This window comes from Mycolicibacterium komossense (assembly GCF_025822605.1).
Classification (GTDB): domain Bacteria; phylum Actinomycetota; class Actinomycetes; order Mycobacteriales; family Mycobacteriaceae; genus Mycobacterium; species Mycobacterium komossense.
The window spans coordinates 1-17,406 of record NZ_JACKTY010000046.1; the positions used below are offsets into that span (position 1 = coordinate 1).

General features: G+C 64.2%; 16 protein-coding genes. 4 read left to right on the forward strand and 12 right to left on the reverse strand.

Translation table 11 applies throughout. The annotated features are described in order from the left end of the window. Positions 1-57: 57 nt before the first annotated feature. The 3 genes from dmpG to H7J73_RS27080 are packed head-to-tail and all read right to left on the reverse strand — an operon-like array spanning position 58 to position 2,924. Positions 58-1,110, reverse strand: a complete 1,053-nt coding sequence (gene dmpG / locus H7J73_RS27070; RefSeq protein WP_264070883.1) for a 4-hydroxy-2-oxovalerate aldolase — start codon at positions 1,108-1,110, stop codon at positions 58-60. Next, positions 1,107-2,024 (reverse strand): acetaldehyde dehydrogenase (acetylating), encoded by a 918-nt coding sequence (locus H7J73_RS27075; protein WP_264070884.1) that lies wholly within the window; start codon positions 2,022-2,024, stop codon positions 1,107-1,109. Before H7J73_RS27075 ends, dmpG begins: the two co-directional genes overlap by 4 nt. 12 nt (positions 2,025-2,036) lie before the next feature. Beyond that, entirely contained in the window at positions 2,037-2,924 is an 888-nt protein-coding gene (locus H7J73_RS27080; protein WP_276031822.1) for a 2-keto-4-pentenoate hydratase, read from the reverse strand. Between the two features lie 73 nt (positions 2,925-2,997). Between H7J73_RS27080 and kstD the strand changes: the two genes are divergently transcribed. The 3 genes from kstD to H7J73_RS27095 all read left to right on the forward strand — a co-directional run bounded on the left by kstD (position 2,998) and on the right by H7J73_RS27095 (position 6,565). Next, positions 2,998-4,692, forward strand: coding sequence for a 3-oxosteroid 1-dehydrogenase (gene kstD, locus H7J73_RS27085; protein WP_264070885.1), 1,695 nt, complete (start codon positions 2,998-3,000; stop codon positions 4,690-4,692). A gap of 3 nt (positions 4,693-4,695) precedes the next feature. Further along, the gene (locus tag H7J73_RS27090) at positions 4,696-5,556 is read left to right on the forward strand and encodes an enoyl-CoA hydratase ChsH3 (RefSeq protein ID WP_264070886.1); all 861 of its coding nucleotides are present in this window, start codon (positions 4,696-4,698) and stop codon (positions 5,554-5,556) included. Between the two features lie 112 nt (positions 5,557-5,668). Beyond that, the gene (locus H7J73_RS27095; RefSeq protein ID WP_264070887.1) at positions 5,669-6,565 is read left to right on the forward strand and encodes an MPT63 family protein; all 897 of its coding nucleotides are present in this window, start codon (positions 5,669-5,671) and stop codon (positions 6,563-6,565) included. Positions 6,566-6,573: 8 nt separating this feature from the next. Here H7J73_RS27095 and H7J73_RS27100 read toward each other — a convergent pair whose 3' ends face one another. Continuing rightward, complete coding sequence (locus H7J73_RS27100) at positions 6,574-7,362, reverse strand: hypothetical protein (RefSeq protein ID WP_264070888.1); 789 nt, start codon at positions 7,360-7,362, stop codon at positions 6,574-6,576. A gap of 97 nt (positions 7,363-7,459) precedes the next feature. Between H7J73_RS27100 and H7J73_RS27105 the strand changes: the two genes are divergently transcribed. Then, positions 7,460-8,401 (forward strand): endonuclease/exonuclease/phosphatase family protein, encoded by a 942-nt coding sequence (locus H7J73_RS27105; RefSeq protein ID WP_264070889.1) that lies wholly within the window; start codon positions 7,460-7,462, stop codon positions 8,399-8,401. A gap of 5 nt (positions 8,402-8,406) precedes the next feature. Here the strand turns inward: H7J73_RS27105 and H7J73_RS27110 are convergent, their stop codons facing one another. Genes H7J73_RS27110 through H7J73_RS27145 form a run of 8 tightly spaced genes read right to left on the reverse strand, consistent with a single transcriptional unit; the run spans position 8,407 to position 17,386 of the window. After that, positions 8,407-10,242: a hypothetical protein gene (locus H7J73_RS27110; RefSeq protein WP_264070890.1), complete on the reverse strand. Its 1,836-nt coding sequence runs from the start codon at positions 10,240-10,242 to the stop codon at positions 8,407-8,409. Positions 10,243-10,248: 6 nt separating this feature from the next. After that, positions 10,249-11,166, reverse strand: coding sequence for a hypothetical protein (locus H7J73_RS27115; protein WP_264070891.1), 918 nt, complete (start codon positions 11,164-11,166; stop codon positions 10,249-10,251). Between the two features lie 41 nt (positions 11,167-11,207). Further along, a complete protein-coding gene (locus H7J73_RS27120) occupies positions 11,208-12,656 on the reverse strand; it encodes a KamA family radical SAM protein (protein ID WP_264070892.1) in 1,449 nt (482 codons plus the stop codon). Then, positions 12,640-14,040, reverse strand: coding sequence for a flavin monoamine oxidase family protein (locus H7J73_RS27125; RefSeq protein WP_264070893.1), 1,401 nt, complete (start codon positions 14,038-14,040; stop codon positions 12,640-12,642). The genes H7J73_RS27120 and H7J73_RS27125 overlap by 17 nt, the downstream gene beginning before the upstream one ends. Further along, positions 14,037-14,258 (reverse strand): acyl carrier protein, encoded by a 222-nt coding sequence (locus H7J73_RS27130; protein ID WP_264070894.1) that lies wholly within the window; start codon positions 14,256-14,258, stop codon positions 14,037-14,039. Before H7J73_RS27130 ends, H7J73_RS27125 begins: the two co-directional genes overlap by 4 nt. After that, complete coding sequence (locus H7J73_RS27135; protein ID WP_264070895.1) at positions 14,255-15,787, reverse strand: AMP-binding protein; 1,533 nt, start codon at positions 15,785-15,787, stop codon at positions 14,255-14,257. Before H7J73_RS27135 ends, H7J73_RS27130 begins: the two co-directional genes overlap by 4 nt. Continuing rightward, positions 15,784-16,593, reverse strand: coding sequence for a glycoside hydrolase family 16 protein (locus tag H7J73_RS27140; protein ID WP_264070896.1), 810 nt, complete (start codon positions 16,591-16,593; stop codon positions 15,784-15,786). Before H7J73_RS27140 ends, H7J73_RS27135 begins: the two co-directional genes overlap by 4 nt. Continuing rightward, positions 16,586-17,386 (reverse strand): polysaccharide deacetylase family protein, encoded by an 801-nt coding sequence (locus tag H7J73_RS27145; protein ID WP_264070897.1) that lies wholly within the window; start codon positions 17,384-17,386, stop codon positions 16,586-16,588. Before H7J73_RS27145 ends, H7J73_RS27140 begins: the two co-directional genes overlap by 8 nt. Positions 17,387-17,406: the final 20 nt, after the last annotated feature.

Below are 17,406 nucleotides of genomic sequence, written 5' to 3' on the forward strand. Positions count from 1 at the left end.
CCACTGTGAGTTTGGCGGTGTGTTTGGCAGGAAATGCGTGGTGGGTTTCAGGCTCGGTTAGGAGGTGGTGGCGGCTTGTTGTTCGCGTTTGATTTCCAGGGCGATGTCGATGAGTTGGTCTTCCTGGCCGCCGATGAGTTTGCGTTGCCCGGCCCGGTGCAGCAGCTTGTGCGCGGGCACGTCATAACGCTCAGCTTGGCGGATGGCGTGTTTGAGGAAACTGGAATACACCCCCGAATAGCCCATCACCAACGCGTTACGATCCAGCAGACACTCCGCGGGCATCGCCGGGCGCACCACATCCTCAGCAGCATCAGCGATCTCGAAGAAATCGATCCCGGTCTTCACCCCGATCTTGTCGAACACCCCGATCATCGCCTCGACCGGCGCATTCCCCGCACCCGCACCAAACCGCCGGGTACTGCCATCGATCTGCTTAGCCCCCGCCCGCACCGCCTCCACCGAGTTCGCGACCCCCAGACCGAGGTTCTCATGCCCATGAAAACCCACCTGCGCATCCGCACCCAGCTCCGCGACCAGCGCCGCCACCCGATCGGCCACCCCTTCCAACACCAGGGCGCCGGCCGAATCCACCACATACACACACTGACAGCCCGCATCAGCCATGATCCGGGCCTGCGCGGCGAGCTTCTCCGGCGGAATCGTATGCGCCATCATCAAAAACCCCACGGTCTCCAACCCCAGCTCACGAGCCAACCCGAAATGCTGGATCGACACATCCGCCTCAGTGCAATGCGTCGCGATCCGACAAATCGAACCACCATTGTGCTGCGCTTCCTTGATGTCGTCCTTAGTCCCCAAACCCGGCAACATCAAAAACGCGATCTTCGAATTCGTGGCCGTCTGCGCGGCCAACTTGATCAACTCCTGCTCCGGGGTCTTGGAAAACCCGTAATTAAACGACGACCCACCCAGGCCGTCACCGTGAGTGACCTCGATGACCGGCACCCCCGCCGCATCCAACGCAGCCACGATGGACTGCACCTCGTCGGTGGTGAACTGATGACGCTTGTGATGAGACCCGTCCCGCAAAGACGTATCGGTCATCCGGACATCCCAGCTCGGGTCGAACCACACCTCTGCGCTCATGCTTGCGCACCTCCTGCGACTGCGAGTGACTCCTTGGCGATCTCCTCGCCGACCTTGGTGGCCGCCGCGGTCATGATGTCCAGATTTCCCGCGTAGGGCGGCAGGTAGTCGCCCGCCCCCTCGACCTCGACGAACACCGTCACCACGGCCTGCCCGCCCGAGTGCAGCGACGGCGGATCGAACTGCGGTTCGTTGAGCAACCGGTAGCCGGGCACGTAGGTCTGGACCTCGGCCGCCACGTCCTTGATGGACTGTGTGATGGCGTCCTGGTCGGCGTCCTCAGGAATGGCGCAGAAGATGGTGTCGCGCATGATCATCGGCGGATCAGCCGGGTTGAGGATGATGATCGCCTTACCCCGCTGAGCCCCCCCGATGGTGCGTACGCCCGCGCTGGTGGTCTTGGTGAACTCGTCGATGTTCGCGCGCGTCCCCGGCCCCGCCGAGGCACTGGACACCGATGCCACGATCTCGGCGTAAGGAACCTCGACCACCCTCGACACCGCGTAGACCATCGGAATGGTGGCCTGACCGCCGCAGGTGACCATGTTGACGTTCGGCGCATCCAGATGCTCACGCAGATTCGCCGGCGGAATCACCCCCGGCCCCACCGCCGCCGGCGTCAAATCGATCGCCCGGATACCCGCCTCGGCGTACCTCGGCGCCGCGTCCCGGTGCACATAGGCACTGGTCGCCTCGAACACCATGTCGGGCTTCTCGCCCAAGCCGAGCAGCCAGCCCACCCCCTCGTGGCTGGTTTCCAGACCGAGCTTGCGGGCCCGCGCCAGGCCTTCGCTCTGCGGGTCAATCCCGATCATCCAGCGCGGCTCAAGCCAGTCCGAACGCAGCAGCTTGTACAACAAATCAGTACTGATATTGCCCGACCCGACAATGGCCACCGAAGCCTTTTTCGGCATCTGTCATCTCCCTTATTCGAATGACAGCCGGACCGAACCCAGCCCAGCGAAGTCGGCGACGAAATCATCACCAGCACGAGCATCGATCGCCCGGGTACACGACCCCGGTAACACCACGTCACCGGCCTTTAATCGCACTCCGAAACTGTCCACTTTGCGCGCCAGCCACGCCACTGCGGTGACCGGATTTCCCAGCACCGCGTCACTGCGGCCTTCCGCCACGACCTCTCCGTTGCGGGTCAACACAGCGTCGATGTTCTGGATGTCGATGTCCTTCGGGGACACCCGTTCCTCGCCGAGCACCCATCCCGCTGACGAGGCATTATCGGCGATGGTGTCGCACAGTTTGATCTTCCAGTCCTTGATGCGGGTGTCGATGAGCTCGATCGACGGGGCGAACGCTGCCGTCGCCGCCAACACGTCGTCCTCGGTGCAACCGGCACCCGGCAAATCGTCGGCCAGGATGAAGCCAACCTCCACCTCCACCCGCGGGTACAGAAACATGCCCGCCAGCACCGGCTTGTCCTCGAACACCTCCATATCGGCCAGCAGGTGGCCGTAATCAGGCTCCTCAACACCCATCATCTTCTGCATGGCCTCGCTCGACAGGCCCACCTTGTGCCCCACCACCCGAGCACCCCCAGCAACCCGCGCACGGATATTGATCAACTGAATCTCATACGCATCCACCACATCAATACCCGGATAACCCGCAGTCAACGGATCCAACGGCACCCGGCTCCGCTCCGCCTCAACAAGGCTGGCGGCCAACTGAATCTCATACGCATCCACCACATCAATACCCGGATAACCCGCAGTCAACGGATCCAACGGCACCCGGCTCCGCTCCGCCTCAACAAGGCTGGCGGCGAGTTCTGCGCGCGTCTGGGAAGCGAGCATTTTTGTGAAGTCCCCTCGTTTCTTCGACCGGGGCAGTTGTTCCCAGGCCGGGCAATTCTATAACGTGTTCTACATGACGGAGCAGGAGTTCGATGTCGTGGTGGTTGGCAGCGGGGGCGCCGGCATGGTCGCTGCTCTTACTGCCGCTCACCAGGGACTATCCACAGTAGTCGTTGAGAAGGCCGCACACTACGGCGGTTCCACTGCGCGGTCCGGTGGCGGCGTGTGGATCCCGAACAACGAGATCCTCAAGCGTGACGGGGTCAAGGACACGCCTGAAGCAGCCGCGCAATACCTGCACGGGATCGTCGGCGACGTCGTCGAGCGGGAACGGATCGACACCTACCTCAAGCGGGCGCCGGAGATGCTGTCCTTCGTGTTGGCGCACTCGCCGCTGAAGATGTGCTGGGTGCCGAACTACTCCGACTACTACCCGGAGGCGCCTGGCGGCCGGGCCGGCGGCCGGTCGATCGAACCGCGGCCGTTCAACGCCAAGAAGCTCGGCGAGGACATGGCCGGGCTGGAGCCGCCGTACGGCAAGGTGCCACTCAATGTGGTTGTCATGCAGCAGGATTATGTGCGGCTCAACATGCTCAAGCGGCACCGCAAGGGCGTGCTGCGCAGCCTGAAGATCGGTGCCCGCACGATGTGGGGTAAAGCCACCGGCAAGGCTCTTGTCGGAATGGGCCGAGCCCTGATCGGTCCGCTGCGCATCGGCCTACGCGACGCCGGCGTGCCGGTGCTGCTCAACACCGCACTGACCGACCTCTATGTCGAAAACGGTGTAGTCCGCGGAGTGTACGTCCGCGACAGCACCGGGCCGGAATCGGCTGAGCCCCGGCTGATCAAGGCCCGGCGCGCAGTCATCCTGGGCAGCGGCGGGTTCGAGCACAACGAACAGATGCGGGTCAAGTACCAACGTGCTCCGATCACCACCGAATGGACCGTCGGCGCCGCGGCCAACACCGGAGACGGCATCGTGGCGGCCGAAAAGCTGGGCGCCGCACTGGAATTGATGGAGGATGCCTGGTGGGGACCGACGGTGCCGCTGGTCGGCGCGCCATGGTTCGCCCTGTCAGAGCGCAACTCTCCCGGGTCGATCATCGTCAACATGTCCGGCAAGCGGTTCATGAACGAATCGATGCCATACGTCGAGGCCTGCCACTGGATGTACGGCGGCAAATACGGCCAGGGGCCCGGCCCCGGTGAGAACGTGCCGGCCTGGCTGATCTTCGACCAGCAGTACCGCGACCGCTACATCTTCGCGGGACTCCAACCCGGACAGCGCATTCCGAAGAAATGGCTGGAGTCGGGCGTGGTGGTCAAGGCCAACTCCCTCGACGAGTTGGCCGAGCTGACCTCTTTGCCCGCGGCGGAGCTCGCCGAGACCGTGGCCCGGTTCAACGGCTTCGCTCGCACCGGGCGGGACGAGGATTTCCACCGCGGCGAGAGCGCCTACGACCGGTACTACGGCGACCCGACCAACAAGCCCAACCCGAACCTGGGCGAGGTGAGCCACGCGCCCTACTACGCGGCCAAGATGGTGCCGGGCGACCTCGGCACCAAGGGCGGCGTGCGCACCGACGTGCACGGGCGCGCGCTGCGCGATGACGGCTCGATCATCGAAGGCCTGTACGCCGCGGGCAACGTCAGCTCCCCGGTGATGGGACACACCTACCCGGGGCCCGGCGGTACGATCGGGCCCGCGATGGCCTTCGGCTACCTTGCCGCGCTGCACATCGCCGGATCACAAGAGGGACGAGCCTGACCTATGCCAATCGATCTCGATGTCGCACTGGGTGCCGAACTGGAGCCGACGGAGTTCAGCTGGACCAGCTCGGATATCCAGCTCTATCACCTGGGCCTCGGTGCGGGCGCGGATCCGCTGAGCCTGCGCGAGCTGCGCTACCTGACCGACAACACCCCGCAGGTGCTGCCGACCTTCGGCAATGTCGCGCAAAGCTTCCACATGACCGAGGCACCGACCGTGCAGTTCCCCGGTATAGACATCGAGCTGTCCAAGGTGCTGCACGCCAGCGAGGCGATCACCGTGCCCGGCCCGATTCCACCGTCCGGCACCGGCACCGCAGTCACCCGGTTCACCGAGATCTGGGACAAAGGCAAGGCCGCCGTCATCTGGTCCGAGACCACGGTGACCGCGCCAGACGGCACCCTGCTGTGGACGCAGAAGCGTTCGATCTTCGCCCGCGGCGAGGGTGGTTTCGGTGGCGATCGAGGGCCGTCGAGCACGTCATCCGTCCCCGATCGGGCCCCCGACCTCGAGTTCGACGTTCCTACGCTGCCGCAGCAGGCCCTGCTCTACCGGCTGTGCGGTGATCGCAACCCGCTGCATTCCGATCCCGAATTCGCCTCCGCCGCAGGCTTTCCGAAGCCGATCCTGCATGGACTGTGCACCTACGGCATGGCCTGCAAGGCACTGGTGGACGCGGCACTCGGCGGTGATGCCACCCGACTCGCCTCCTACGGGGCCCGGTTCGCCGGCGTCGTCTTCCCGGGCGAGACGCTGCGTGTCAGTGCGTGGAAGAGCGACAGCGGCTACACGGGCACCGTCACCGCCCCGTCCCGCGACGGTGCCATCGTGCTATCCGATCTGGAACTGACGCCCGCATAACGTTTGGCGTCTTTGCCCATCCCGTCATACCGAGCTGATAGTTTCGTTTGCGGCGGCGTCCCCGCTAACCGGGGGGATGTCGTCTAAACGGACGACCCAGGAGCACACAACCGTGAAGATCACCGCACTCGCAGCCTCGGCTCTGGCCGTCGGAGCCATCGGCATCATCAGCGCACCGATTGCCTCCGCAGATCCCGACGTCACGAACCTCGGCTCGCAGGCGAAGCTGGTCGACGGAAACATCGTGCAAGGCTGGACCGTGGCCAATCTGAGGCCAAGTTCGGACACCATCCCCTACCCCGTGCAGGGCGCACTGTGGGAAGCAACCGCCAACGACCAGGCCATCGCGGGCTCCGTGACACCGATCGTGTCGAACCTGAACGCCCGCGCCCGCAGCGGTGAGACCTACCGCGTGCTGTTCGGCGTCGCCACCCCACAGGGCGTCAACCCGGCGACCTTGGCCCAGGGCGAGCAGACCACCGGCAAGGTGTACTTCGACGTCACCGGTGATGCCCCCGACAGCGTCGTCTACAACGCCGGCGGTGCTGACCTGGCGGTATGGGTGCAACCAGCTCCCACTAGCCCGCCCCCGGGCTCCAGCCGGGGATGGACTCCTGCCACGAGCAACCCAGGCACCGCCGCACCAGCCGCGGCGACCCCTGCCCCCGGTACCCCGGCAGCTGCTGCCGTCGCGGGCGTGCCCGCCACTCCGGCGCCGGCGGGCAGCTCAGGCACCCCGCTGCCCGCGGGCAGCACCGGAACACCGATCGTGGAAGGCAGCCCCACCACTCCGGCGCCGGCCGCGGTGCCCGGCAGCACCGGAACACCCGTCGTCGAAGGCAGCCCGGCCACACCCGCTCCCGCGGCGGTACCCGGCAGCGCAGGCACTCCCGCCGTCGAAGGCGCCCCGGCCGTGGCACCGGCCGCGACAGGCAGCACCGGCACACCGGTCACCGGCGGTCCTGCGGCGACGCCCACCACCACCGTCCTCCCCGTACCGGGCGCCTGACCTTCCGGTCAGGAATGCATCGACCACCAGGCGTAGAGCTGATCGAGGTTGGGGTCCGGCGGATCTGAGCTGACGGCCGCCAGCAGCAGCTTGGCATCGTCGGTCCACGCCACCGTCGCATGCCCCTGCTGCAACCCACAGAACAGGGTGCCGCTGACCTGCTGTGGGGTGGCATTGCGTCGCCACGGCCCGGGCGACTGAAGGTTGCCGGGGCAGTTCACCATGGTCGTCGAGCTGACCACCCTGTCGAACATGGACTTCAGCGCGGTCGGGTCTGCCGCCAGGATATATGCCGCCTTGGGCGGTCCGCCGGCGTCGGTGTTACCGCCGCATTCCACCTGGGCCACGGCACCTTTCGGCGGATCGACCGGCGTGCACGAGTCGGCCGGATAGCCCTTGGGCAGCATGGCCATCAGCCGGGCTTCCGCGGCGGAGTCCCGCGCGGGTGTAGCCGTGGTTGTGCCGTCACCGTTCGACGCCTGGTCGTCGCCCCTGGACCCAACGGACCACACCACCACACCGACGAACAGAATCGCAAGCACCGCGGCGACGGCTGAGATGACCGCCTGTCGGTTCCGCCCTGACCGACGCGCACCGGTGGGGAAAGTGAAAGGGACACCCGATACCGGCGGCTCCTGTGGCGGCTCCTGTCGGGGCGCCGGTTGCTCCGGCGGCCGGGGGGTGGCGGCAGCCACCTTGCCCCAAACTCCTGGGTACGAGAGCAGGTGGGGCATCGGCTCCGTGTCGGCGTTTTCCAGCCAATCATCGGCAGCGGGATCCGAGGGTGGCACGCTCACAGACGTACCCCGGTACGACTGACAATCACGACTGGCAACTCCCCCGTTCCGCTCCGGTGCGTCCGGTACGAGGGTAGTAGGGGTCTAGGCTTTTGAGGTGCCCAAGACGGCAATCGGCCTCGTCGCACTCGCCATTGCATGCTGGGCACTGGCTTCGCGGTACCTTCCGGTCACCAACCACTTGGTCCTACTCTCGGCCGCGTTGTCGCCGTACCTCATGGTCGGCGCACCGGTGGCCGCGATCGTGTTGCTGCTCGCCGGGCGCTGGTGGCTTGTCACGATTGCCGTCGCGTCGACCGCGGCCATGCTCGCGGTCGAGCTTCCCCTTTACCTGTCATCGGATACCGCACAACCAGACGGCATAACGATTCGAGTGATGACGGCGAATCTTCGGTTGGGGCTGGCCGACGCGGGGCAATTCGTGAAATCGGCTGACGCGCAAGCGGATATCCTCGCAGTCCAAGAACTAACCCCCCGAGAGGTCGCCCGGCTGAATGACGCCGGACTGGACGCGACGTTCCGGTACCGCTGGCTCGATCCGCGACCCGGCGCGTCGGGCGGCGGCTTGTGGAGCAGGTTCCCGACGTATGACAACAAGCGCATCGGCGGATACACCATGGCACTCGTCAGCGGGCGAATACGGCTCGGCGACAGAGCAATCGACCCGACCGTGCTCGTCATGCATCTGCCGGGCCCGTGGCCCCAACCTATCGACGACTGGCGTCGTGACATCACCCGATTGCCGGCCACCTTGGATGAGACGGCCGCGGCGGCGTCCGGCGGCGCCGTGATCGCTGCGGGAGATCTCAACAGCACCAGTGACATGCGCACATTTCGCGCTCTGCTAGGTAGCGGCTATCGGGATGCGGCCGAACAATCCGGCGCCGGCATCAAGCCCACATTCCCGGCCGATTGGCCGCCACCGCCCTTCGTGGCCATCGATCATGTGCTGACCCGTAACTGCACCGCCACCTCGCTCCGTACGGTCACGATTCCCGGCTCGGATCATCTGGGTGTGGTCGTGTCCGTTGTGGTGTGACGTGATTATTCCAGCTGACAGACGAATCTCCTGCCGAGGGCCCGGGCGTACTGCTCATCGATGGCGTCCGCGCCGTACATGAAGTCGCCCGTCTTCGCCAGGATCGGGTGACAATCCCCGATGAGAGCGGCAAGGTGATCGTTGCGCAGGTAGAGCCAAGACCGATTCACGACGACGGCCGTGTAGTTCTCACGAAAATAGCCGAGGGCGTAGATACCGGACGCGGTAGACCACACGCTGTGTGTCTGGATGACATCCGGTGCCCTGGTCTCGATCACTTGTTCCAACGACGAATAGCCGTTGTGTGCGAGTTCGCTGTTGGTCAGCAAGCCGAGGTCCAGAATCGCCAACTGTCTGCAGCAGAGGCCGGAGCCGCCCACATCAGGCATCAACACGGTGACTGTGGGCAGGCCAAGTCGCACCCGTAATTCGTCAACCGCCTGCCCTGTCGCTCGGATAGCCGCCGGCGTCACGTGATCGAAGCGTTCGGGATGCCAACGTAGAGCAAGCCCCTGCAGCCCCAAACCTGCAACGGTGAGAACAAGCAAAGCCGCGATTGCAGTCGCCAGGCGCCACGGTACTTCGAGTGCCGGCATGGCCACGGGTAGTCCATAGACCACAAGAACCACCATCAACGGTAGGACTGACTGCTCCATCCGCCCGAGATAGCCCCAGTTCGGACCGATGGCCAGATTGAAACCGGCCACCGCAACGACGTAGCCAAGGATGAATCCGACGGCAGGTTGCCGACACCGTGCGATGAACAGCGCCCACCACATGCGCCGGTGCGGAAGGCGAGTACCCGCGAGCGCGACCACGGCCAGGATCACAGCGGGGGCCATGACGAAGATCAGTTCTTCGACGACGTATTTGGACCCCAGTAATTGCTCACCGATTGAGCCGCCCTTGGGATATGGGGCCCACCTCTTGGCGAGCATCGTGTTCGGCACGGCTGAGCCGAACACGCTCAACCGCACTGCGGTGATGACGATCAATGACGACAGGGCACCGCCTGCGATTGCGCCCGCGCGGCGATAGTCACGACTCAGCATGGCGAACGTTCCAGCCGCGACAAGGAGATAGGCCCCCGCCTCGAATCGGACCCAGGGCGCCACCGCGCCCAATGAGATCAACGCGACGGGATGAAGCTGCCGCCGCCCGATCACCCAGACCATCGACAGCGCAAGCGCCGACAGCACCGTCATCTCCATCCCGTTGGCTGTCTCGCTGAGGAAGGCTGCGGAGACAAAGACGACGAAACTCAAAGCCATTGCAGCACGCCTCAATACCACGCGTAACAGTCGAAACAAGATAACTGCACCCACTGCACTGAAAACAGCGGACCAGAGTTGGCTGGCGGCGATCATGCCGTCGAAATCGAGTGGCACCAGGCTGTCGGTCGCTGCCAGGAGAGCAAACCAGAAGAGGCTGGAAAAGCCCTCGACGACCTCGCTGAACGGCGTCAGCGAAATCTTGCCCGTATCAGCGAAGGTTCTGGCGAACGCGGCGGTGATGGAACCGTCATCCCAGCCACGGTTCCCGACAGCGATGACCATCAGCACATGAGCAATGAGGACTGCGACGAACAGCGTGCATGCACCTGCCCTTGTGGGCGTGAGTAATTGAGTCACCCTCCGGGGGCGACGTTGCTCTCGCATCACTGTTCGAGCCATCGTATTAGTCCCGAGTGCGGACTTCGTTATCCTGCGTAACAACAGGATTCGCCAGGCTACGTTGTGGAATGCCAGATTTGAGAGCCCTGAAAAGAAGGACGTTGACAAGCAGCAAAGCGAGAGGCACTGCAATGGCAATGGCAATGGCAATGGCAATGGCAATGGCAAACGCGGTCATAGCGACGCGGCCTTTTTCTCATCGTCGAATCGACGGCTGGGTTTGGCCGCGTGCCGCGGGCCGCCTTGCGCACCGACGACCTTCGACCTCCTCCCCGGAAAACTGCCGCGACTCCAGGGCACGCACTCGAGCTCGCTGTAGAGATAGTCGATCTGCTCGGGTTCCAAACTGGCGCTGCGGAGCAGCTTGGGCCAGTCGTCGAGCCTGAAGGACAGGCGAGGCCGGTGCTCGATGATCCGCAGCTCAGCCATGGTGGCCACCAATCGGTGCCGAACCAGCAGGTGCCGGCCCAACTGGGGCAGGGCTAGCCGGAACAGGCCGGGGTTGCTGACGTGGAGCACTACCGCAAATACCGGCACATCCCGGTACTTGAACTCCCGGTACATCACAAAGCAGTGCTCCCCACGGCGAATCAGTACGAGATGTTGCGCCGCAAGGGATCCGACGTGATCAAGATAGATCTTCAACTCCGACCCGGTCAGCGTTCTCTCGATAACCTCCGGCTTCGCGCTGATCCTGGTCCGGCGCGGTACGCTGGGCCACGGCATGTTGGGGATCAGCGCCGCCGACGTATCAAGGAAGTGAAACTTCAGCCAGGGCAAGATTTCCTGCGAGCCACGGTCGGGCGATAATACCGTGAAGTGAAAGTCGCTCTGCGCCAGCAGGGCTGAGAGCAACGATATGCTCCTGGACCGGTACGCCGGTAGCACACACCACGATCCCAGATTGCAGAACCGCTCCACCCGTCCGGCGATCAGCCGCTCGGAGTAGAGCGCCAACAAAGTCCCGACGACGCGCTGCCCGTCGCGCAGCATGAAGCCGTGGTTCGGCGCCTCTCCCCTCCACGGCACCGTGGAACATGCCATCTCCCAAGGCACGCTGTCATTCAGATTGGTGCGCAGGAAGTCCGCCACAGCGCCGACATCCGCGCCGGTGATGGGAGCCAACTCGACGGTCACCTCACGAGCCCTTCCGGCGCAACCGAACGTGTGCCGCCCGGACCGCGGCAATTCGCTCGCCACCACGCCTGACCTGCCGCCGGTAGACTATCGATCGGGTCGTAGAAGGGGTAGACGCGGCTCAGCGCATCGACATCTGTTGCCTCCAAACCTGTTCGGTAGTTCTTACTCCAGTATGAGATGCCGCGAGTCCGGTCATAGCGCGCGACCTGATGGACCCATCGCTTGCCTACGTAGGGAACATCGCACACCAGTCGTGGCGTCGCGAAGCCGGGCAGATAGCCCATGATGGCCAATTGCAACTCCTGGGCCTCCCACAGCGCGATCCGCCAATGCTCGGCGGACGGGATCATGTCGCACATGTAGAAGTAGTACGGCAGGATACTCGCTTCACCCTGTAGCGCGAAGCACAGATCGAGCAGGTCGTCGGCGGTAGCGTTCACCCCGCGCATCAACACCCCCTGGTTGCGAATGTCATGTAGCCCTGCGTCCAGCAGGGCCCTCGTGGCGGCCGCGACCATGGGCGTCACCGACTGCACGTGGTTGATGTGGGTGTGCAGCGCCAGGTTGACCCCACGGCTGGATGCGGTCTGCGCGACACGGCTCACTCCGTCGATCACGTCTGGCTGCAGCCAGTGTTGCGGCAGGGCGGCCAGGGCTTTGGTCGCCAACCGGATATCACGGATGGAGTCGATTTCCAGCAGTCGCAGGAGAAACGATTCCAATCGTCGCCAGGGAACGTTGGCCACATCACCGCCGGACACCACGACATCACGCACCGTGGGGTTGGTACGCAGGTAGTCCAACATTCGCTCCTGCCGCTCGGCGGGCTGCAGTGCCAGCCTGGCCTTGTTGACCGTCGGTGTGGAATTTCCGACGAGATCCATCCGAGTGCAGTGCCCGCAATACTGGGGGCAGGTCGACAGCAGTTCGGCGAGCACCTTGGTCGGATACCGATGGGTCAGTCCCTCCACCACCCACATGTCGCTCTCGTGCAGCGAATCTCGCTCAGCAAACGGATGCGAACACCATTCCTGTTCACGGTCACTGAGTACGGGCAGCATGTATCGGCGGATCGGATCGGCATAGAAGGCATCGGCGAGCCCGTGCCGATTCGGTTCGTGATGCGGCGCAATAGTGTTCAGCATCTGCGGCGGCAGCAGCATCGACATGGTGGCCCGCTGCTGTTGATCTGCGGTCAGGTCGGCGTAGAACCGCTCTTCGAGCAGCTCCCCTACCACCGCCCGCAGCTGACCGACGTTCTTGACCGAGTGTGCCCGCTGCCATTGGGGATCTCGCCACTCCGATTCGGTCACCGTCGCCCAGCCGGGATATCGCCGCCAATCCGGTTCGGACAACGTCGTGCGTACATAGCGATACGGCTGCTCGGTGACGGCGGTAAAGCCGGAAGTGGCAGACTCGGCGAGCTCATCGACTAATGTCATGCGTCATAACCTTTCTGGTATCGGCGACCAGTTCGGCGCCGCGGATCAATTCACTGGCTACCCGTCGGCCTGATCTGATCGCGCCCTCCATCAACCCGAAGAACTCCAGGCTGGTTTCGGTGCCTGCCCAGTGGACCCGACCATGCGGTTCGGTCAGTGTCGGCCCCAGACGCAACCAGTCACCGGGGCCGAACAATGCGGCGTAACACCCTCGGCTGTATTCGTCAGCCAGCCAGTCGGTGACCGAGTATCCGGTCGGCGGCGGCAGGGTCGGAAAGAGCCGACTGATTTGGGATATAGCTGCGACGCGCTGCTCGTTCGGCGATAACACACTGAACGCCGATGCTGCTGCGCCGGTGACGAATCCGGTCAGAATTCCTGCCGATTCGTCCGGCGGGGAATCATCGACCGTGGAGAGCAAGGGCCCCTGGTCGCTCACCGACCACCCGGACAACCCCTGCGCACGCCAGATCGGAGCCGGATAACTCAGATGCACCTTGATCGCGCACCCTCGGCCCGTGGCCCCCGTGGCCCGCGGCACCCGCAGTCCGGGTCGGAAATCGATGCCTTGCGCCAGCAACGGCGGTATGGCAGCGACGACCTGGTCGGCTCGATACTCTGAGCTGACGCCATCGCCGGGCGAAACACACTGCACCACAACCTCGTCGACGTCCTGCTTGATCGCGCAGACCCGAACGCCCAACTGCACCCGATCCCCGAGCCGGTCCGCCAGGGCCAGACAGAGCAGGTGTGCACCACCGTCGATCCGCCATTGCTGAGCGCCGCCCTCGAAAGCATTGAGGTACCGGATCCCGCCGCCAGAGCGTAGGTAGAAGGCCATGTGCAGAACGGAAATCTCTGCGGGGTCGGCGGCCATCATCTCGCCGAGGAACAGGGGGCAGAAAATACGCGCGTCCGGATGCTCGACCTCGTCCTCCAGCCACCGCGCGACCGTCAGCCGGTCGAGACGGCTCGCGTCCTGGCTCTGCCACGGAGCATCGGGCCGTACCTGAGTGACCAACCCTTCGAGCCGGTCGAACAGATCGCCGAGCGCAACCACGTCCAGTGGGGGTAGCCGGCTCGCGCTGGTCCTGCGCTGATCGGACACCAGGAAAGTGCTGCCCCCGACCATGTCGGTAGCGACCAAATCCAGCCCGTACTCTTCGATCATCGCGAGTAGCTCGGTGTGCCGCGCCCCCAGATAGGCGGCGCCCGCGTCCGCCATGACGCTCGTCGATATCGGAACACCATGCATTCGGCCGCCGACCCGATCCCGGGCTTCGAGCACCTTGACCTCCGCGCCCGCCGCCATAAGATCGACCGCGGCGGTCAAACCGGCCAGCCCGGCGCCGACGACAACAACGCGCATACCGGTGCCGGTCATAACTTCGCACCCGCGACTCTATCGAACAGTCCCTCAGGAGAGGGCTTTTCGAGGAAGTCGTCGTACATCAACTCGATGCCGAAATCGCGCGCGATTGCGCTGAGGACCCGCGTGGCCAGTAGCGAGTCGCCGCCGAGGTCGAAGAAATCGGAGTTCGGTTCCACCTCGTCTGTGTCAAGTATCCTTCGGAAAATGTGGACCATATGGTCGGGGCTCATCGGTCTGCTCCTTTGTTGTCGTGTTCTGCAGCGGCGCGACGGGTTCCCGTCCGGTCAAGTTTCCCGCTGGCCGTGTAGGCCAGACGAGATACGAATTGGACTCTGGCAGGGACGAATTGAATCGGTAGACGGCTCCGGACATACTCCTTGAGATCGGCCGTACTGACGATGCCGGACAGCGCCACGTACGCCACCAGCACGGTCCGCCCGAGTCGTCTTTCGCCGACTACGACAGCGCCCGAGACCGCGGGGTGAGAATTGAGCTGCGCCTCTACTTCGGCCGGATGCACACGCACACCAGCGACTTTCACCTGCTCATCGGTGCGTCCGCGGGAGTACAGCAACTGATTCTGGCCCCGGCTGACGATATCGCCGGTCCGGAACCAGCGGACCGGTCCCGAGCCGTCATCGACGAAGGGGAATCCTCTGGCAGTGAGCTCGGGGAGCCCGAGGTAGCCGGTAGCCAGCGCAGGCCCAGAGATCCACAGTTCACCCTCAGCGGTGACGTGATCACGTACGTGGGGTAATGGACGCCCCAGTGAAATCTCGGAGGTGCGGGACTCAAACTCTGGCTCGGTATCGGGACCGGTCAGCTGCACCGCGTGAGTCACCATCGTTGTTTCGGTGCACCCGTACGTGTTCAGCAGCCTGGCGTGCCCGGTAACGAGATCTCTCCACTGCCCCAATCGAGTCGGATCGATCCGCTCACCCCCGATAACCACAAGTCGCACACAGTCCGGCAGGGCCATCTGCTCCTCGTCCAGGAACAGCACCAATTCGTGCCAGAATGCGGTTGGCAGGTCGAGCACGGTGATCTTTCGCTCCGCCAGCATGCGGACAAACAGCGGCAGCGACCCGCAGTGCGCCACATCGTCGAAAACCATTGTGGCCCCTGCGGTCAGTGCGGGAAGCATCTCCTCGAGGCAAGTGTCCCAACCGAGCGAGGCGAATTGGAGCACTCGATCCTCCGGAGTGAGCGCAAACAGCTCCCGCAGTGCGCGCACAGTGACAGTCAGGGCGAGTCGCGAGACCGCCACCGGCTTCGGGTTGCCGGTCGACCCGGAAGTGCAGAGAACGTATGCCGCATCCGTTGGTTGGCAAGTACTTTCCCAGATGCCGTCGTCCGCTAGTGGGTTGTCCCCGTCGAGTGTCTCGATTCGTACGTTCGTAGGCGCACAGAGACCTGGGGCCACCGCGTACAGCCGGTCCAGGGCCAGTACAGCTGTCAGGTCCTGCTTCCTCGCGTCCGGAAAGGCGGCGTCGATAGGACAGTAGGCGGCTCCGGCTTGCAGTATCCCGAGAAGGTGTTCCACCACCGCCGGCGTGTGAGTGACCAATGCACCGATCAGGCGTGGCGATCCGCCGAAGCCCCGAGCTCGATAGCGGGATGCGGTGAGCCGGACGCGATTCGCCAGCTGGCGGTAGGTGATCACGATGTCGCCGTGCATCACAGCCGGACGATCTGGCCAGTTGCGAGCCGCGGCAGCGAAGTCCATTACCACGTCATCGGTTTCGGGGATTGTCTTCACATCGGCTCCCAGCGAAACCAGTCGACCAGCATGGTCGCCGGCAGTGGGGTCGAGTTGTCGGGTGGGCCGGCCCAGTCGCCCCCGACCGCCAGGTTCAAGATGGCGTACATCGGTCGGTTGAAAATCCACCGAGCCTCTGCCGGAAGGGAATCCGGCGTGAAGGTGCCAATCGTCATATCATCGATGCCGATAGTGATGGCGTCGGGCACATGTTTCACCCAGTACTCGTGAAAGGCGGTCGACAAGTCGGGTATGGGGCCACTGAAGGCAACCTGATAGGTGCCCGAGTTGCCGTTGTTCGGGCCATGGATGGTCGAGTGATATGTGTTGGCATTGCTCACGAGTTCGATCACGTCTATTTCGCCGGAGTTCGGCCAGGGCGTCGTGTCCTCGTCCGCTCCGACCAGCCAGAACGCCGGCCAAAGGCCCTGTCCCGACGGCATCTTGATACGTGCAGTGATCTTCCCGTACCCCAGGCTCAGTTTGTTCTTCGTCTGAACCCGTCCCGATTCGAAGCCGTGTTCGGTCTCGACGGCACGAATGGCGAGGTTGCCCTGACCGTCGAGGACAGCATCGGCGGCCCGGTAGGTTTCGATGCCGGAATCCCAGTCACCCCCGGTGACGTTGCTCCACCACCCCGGATTCGGGGCGGCCCCGGCAGGCCCGTTGAAATCATCGAAAACCGCGGTAGACGCCGATGCGCAACCGGTGGGGAATATCGCCCCTACAGCGAAATGAGCTGCAGTGATGACACATAAAACGCGGGCGCGCAGACTGCGGCGGGTCGCCTTTCCATCCTCACCCATGATTGAGCACCCACTTCGCGGCCCTACGGGCACGGCGCACGGGTGCCCAGGCCGCCGTCAGCGCACGTTCTCGTCGCAACATCCGGCCATCGGGACCTGCGACGATCGCCTCGAACGCAGCCTGATCGGTCGCGCGACTGATGGTCAAACGCGGCAGCATGAAGAGGTCATCTGAATGGGTTGCCCGAACATTGCCGACTACTGCTGCGCAGGAGTAGCCAGCCGCCCTTGTGGCGAGTCGTACCCGCGCGCTCGAGTATCCGTAGGGATAGGCAAGTGCTTGGACCGCGGCGCCGATCCCGTCCTCGAGCATCGCGCGGCTGTGCCGAAGCTCGCCGCACAGTGCGGCGTTATCGAGCTGATCCAATTCGGGGTGGCTGTGACTGTGGGCTCCGATCTCGATGCCCGCGGCGGCCATCGTGCGAATCTGGGTCCAGTTCAGCATCTCCCCTAGCGGCGTACCCGAGGCGTCCCGGCCGGCATCGGAGATCCAACCCGTCGTGACGAAAACCGTTGCAGGCAAACCGTAGTTCCGAAGAAGTGGCCATGCATCCTTGGCTACACCGGCGTATCCGTCGTCGAAGGTGAGGACCACTGGACGTTCCGGTAGCTCCACGCCGGTCCGAAATGCCTCGCCCAGTTGCGCAAAGGTCATCCCGGTGAAGCCTTCCCTGGCGAGGAAGGCCAGCTGCCCCTCGATTGCTCGCGGTGTCACAGAAAGCCGGCGGGTCGCCGGGGGCGGGCACTCCGCCACATCGTGGTACATGAGGATCAGGGCAGACCGGCTCGTCACTCGACGCCTCACATCTTGGC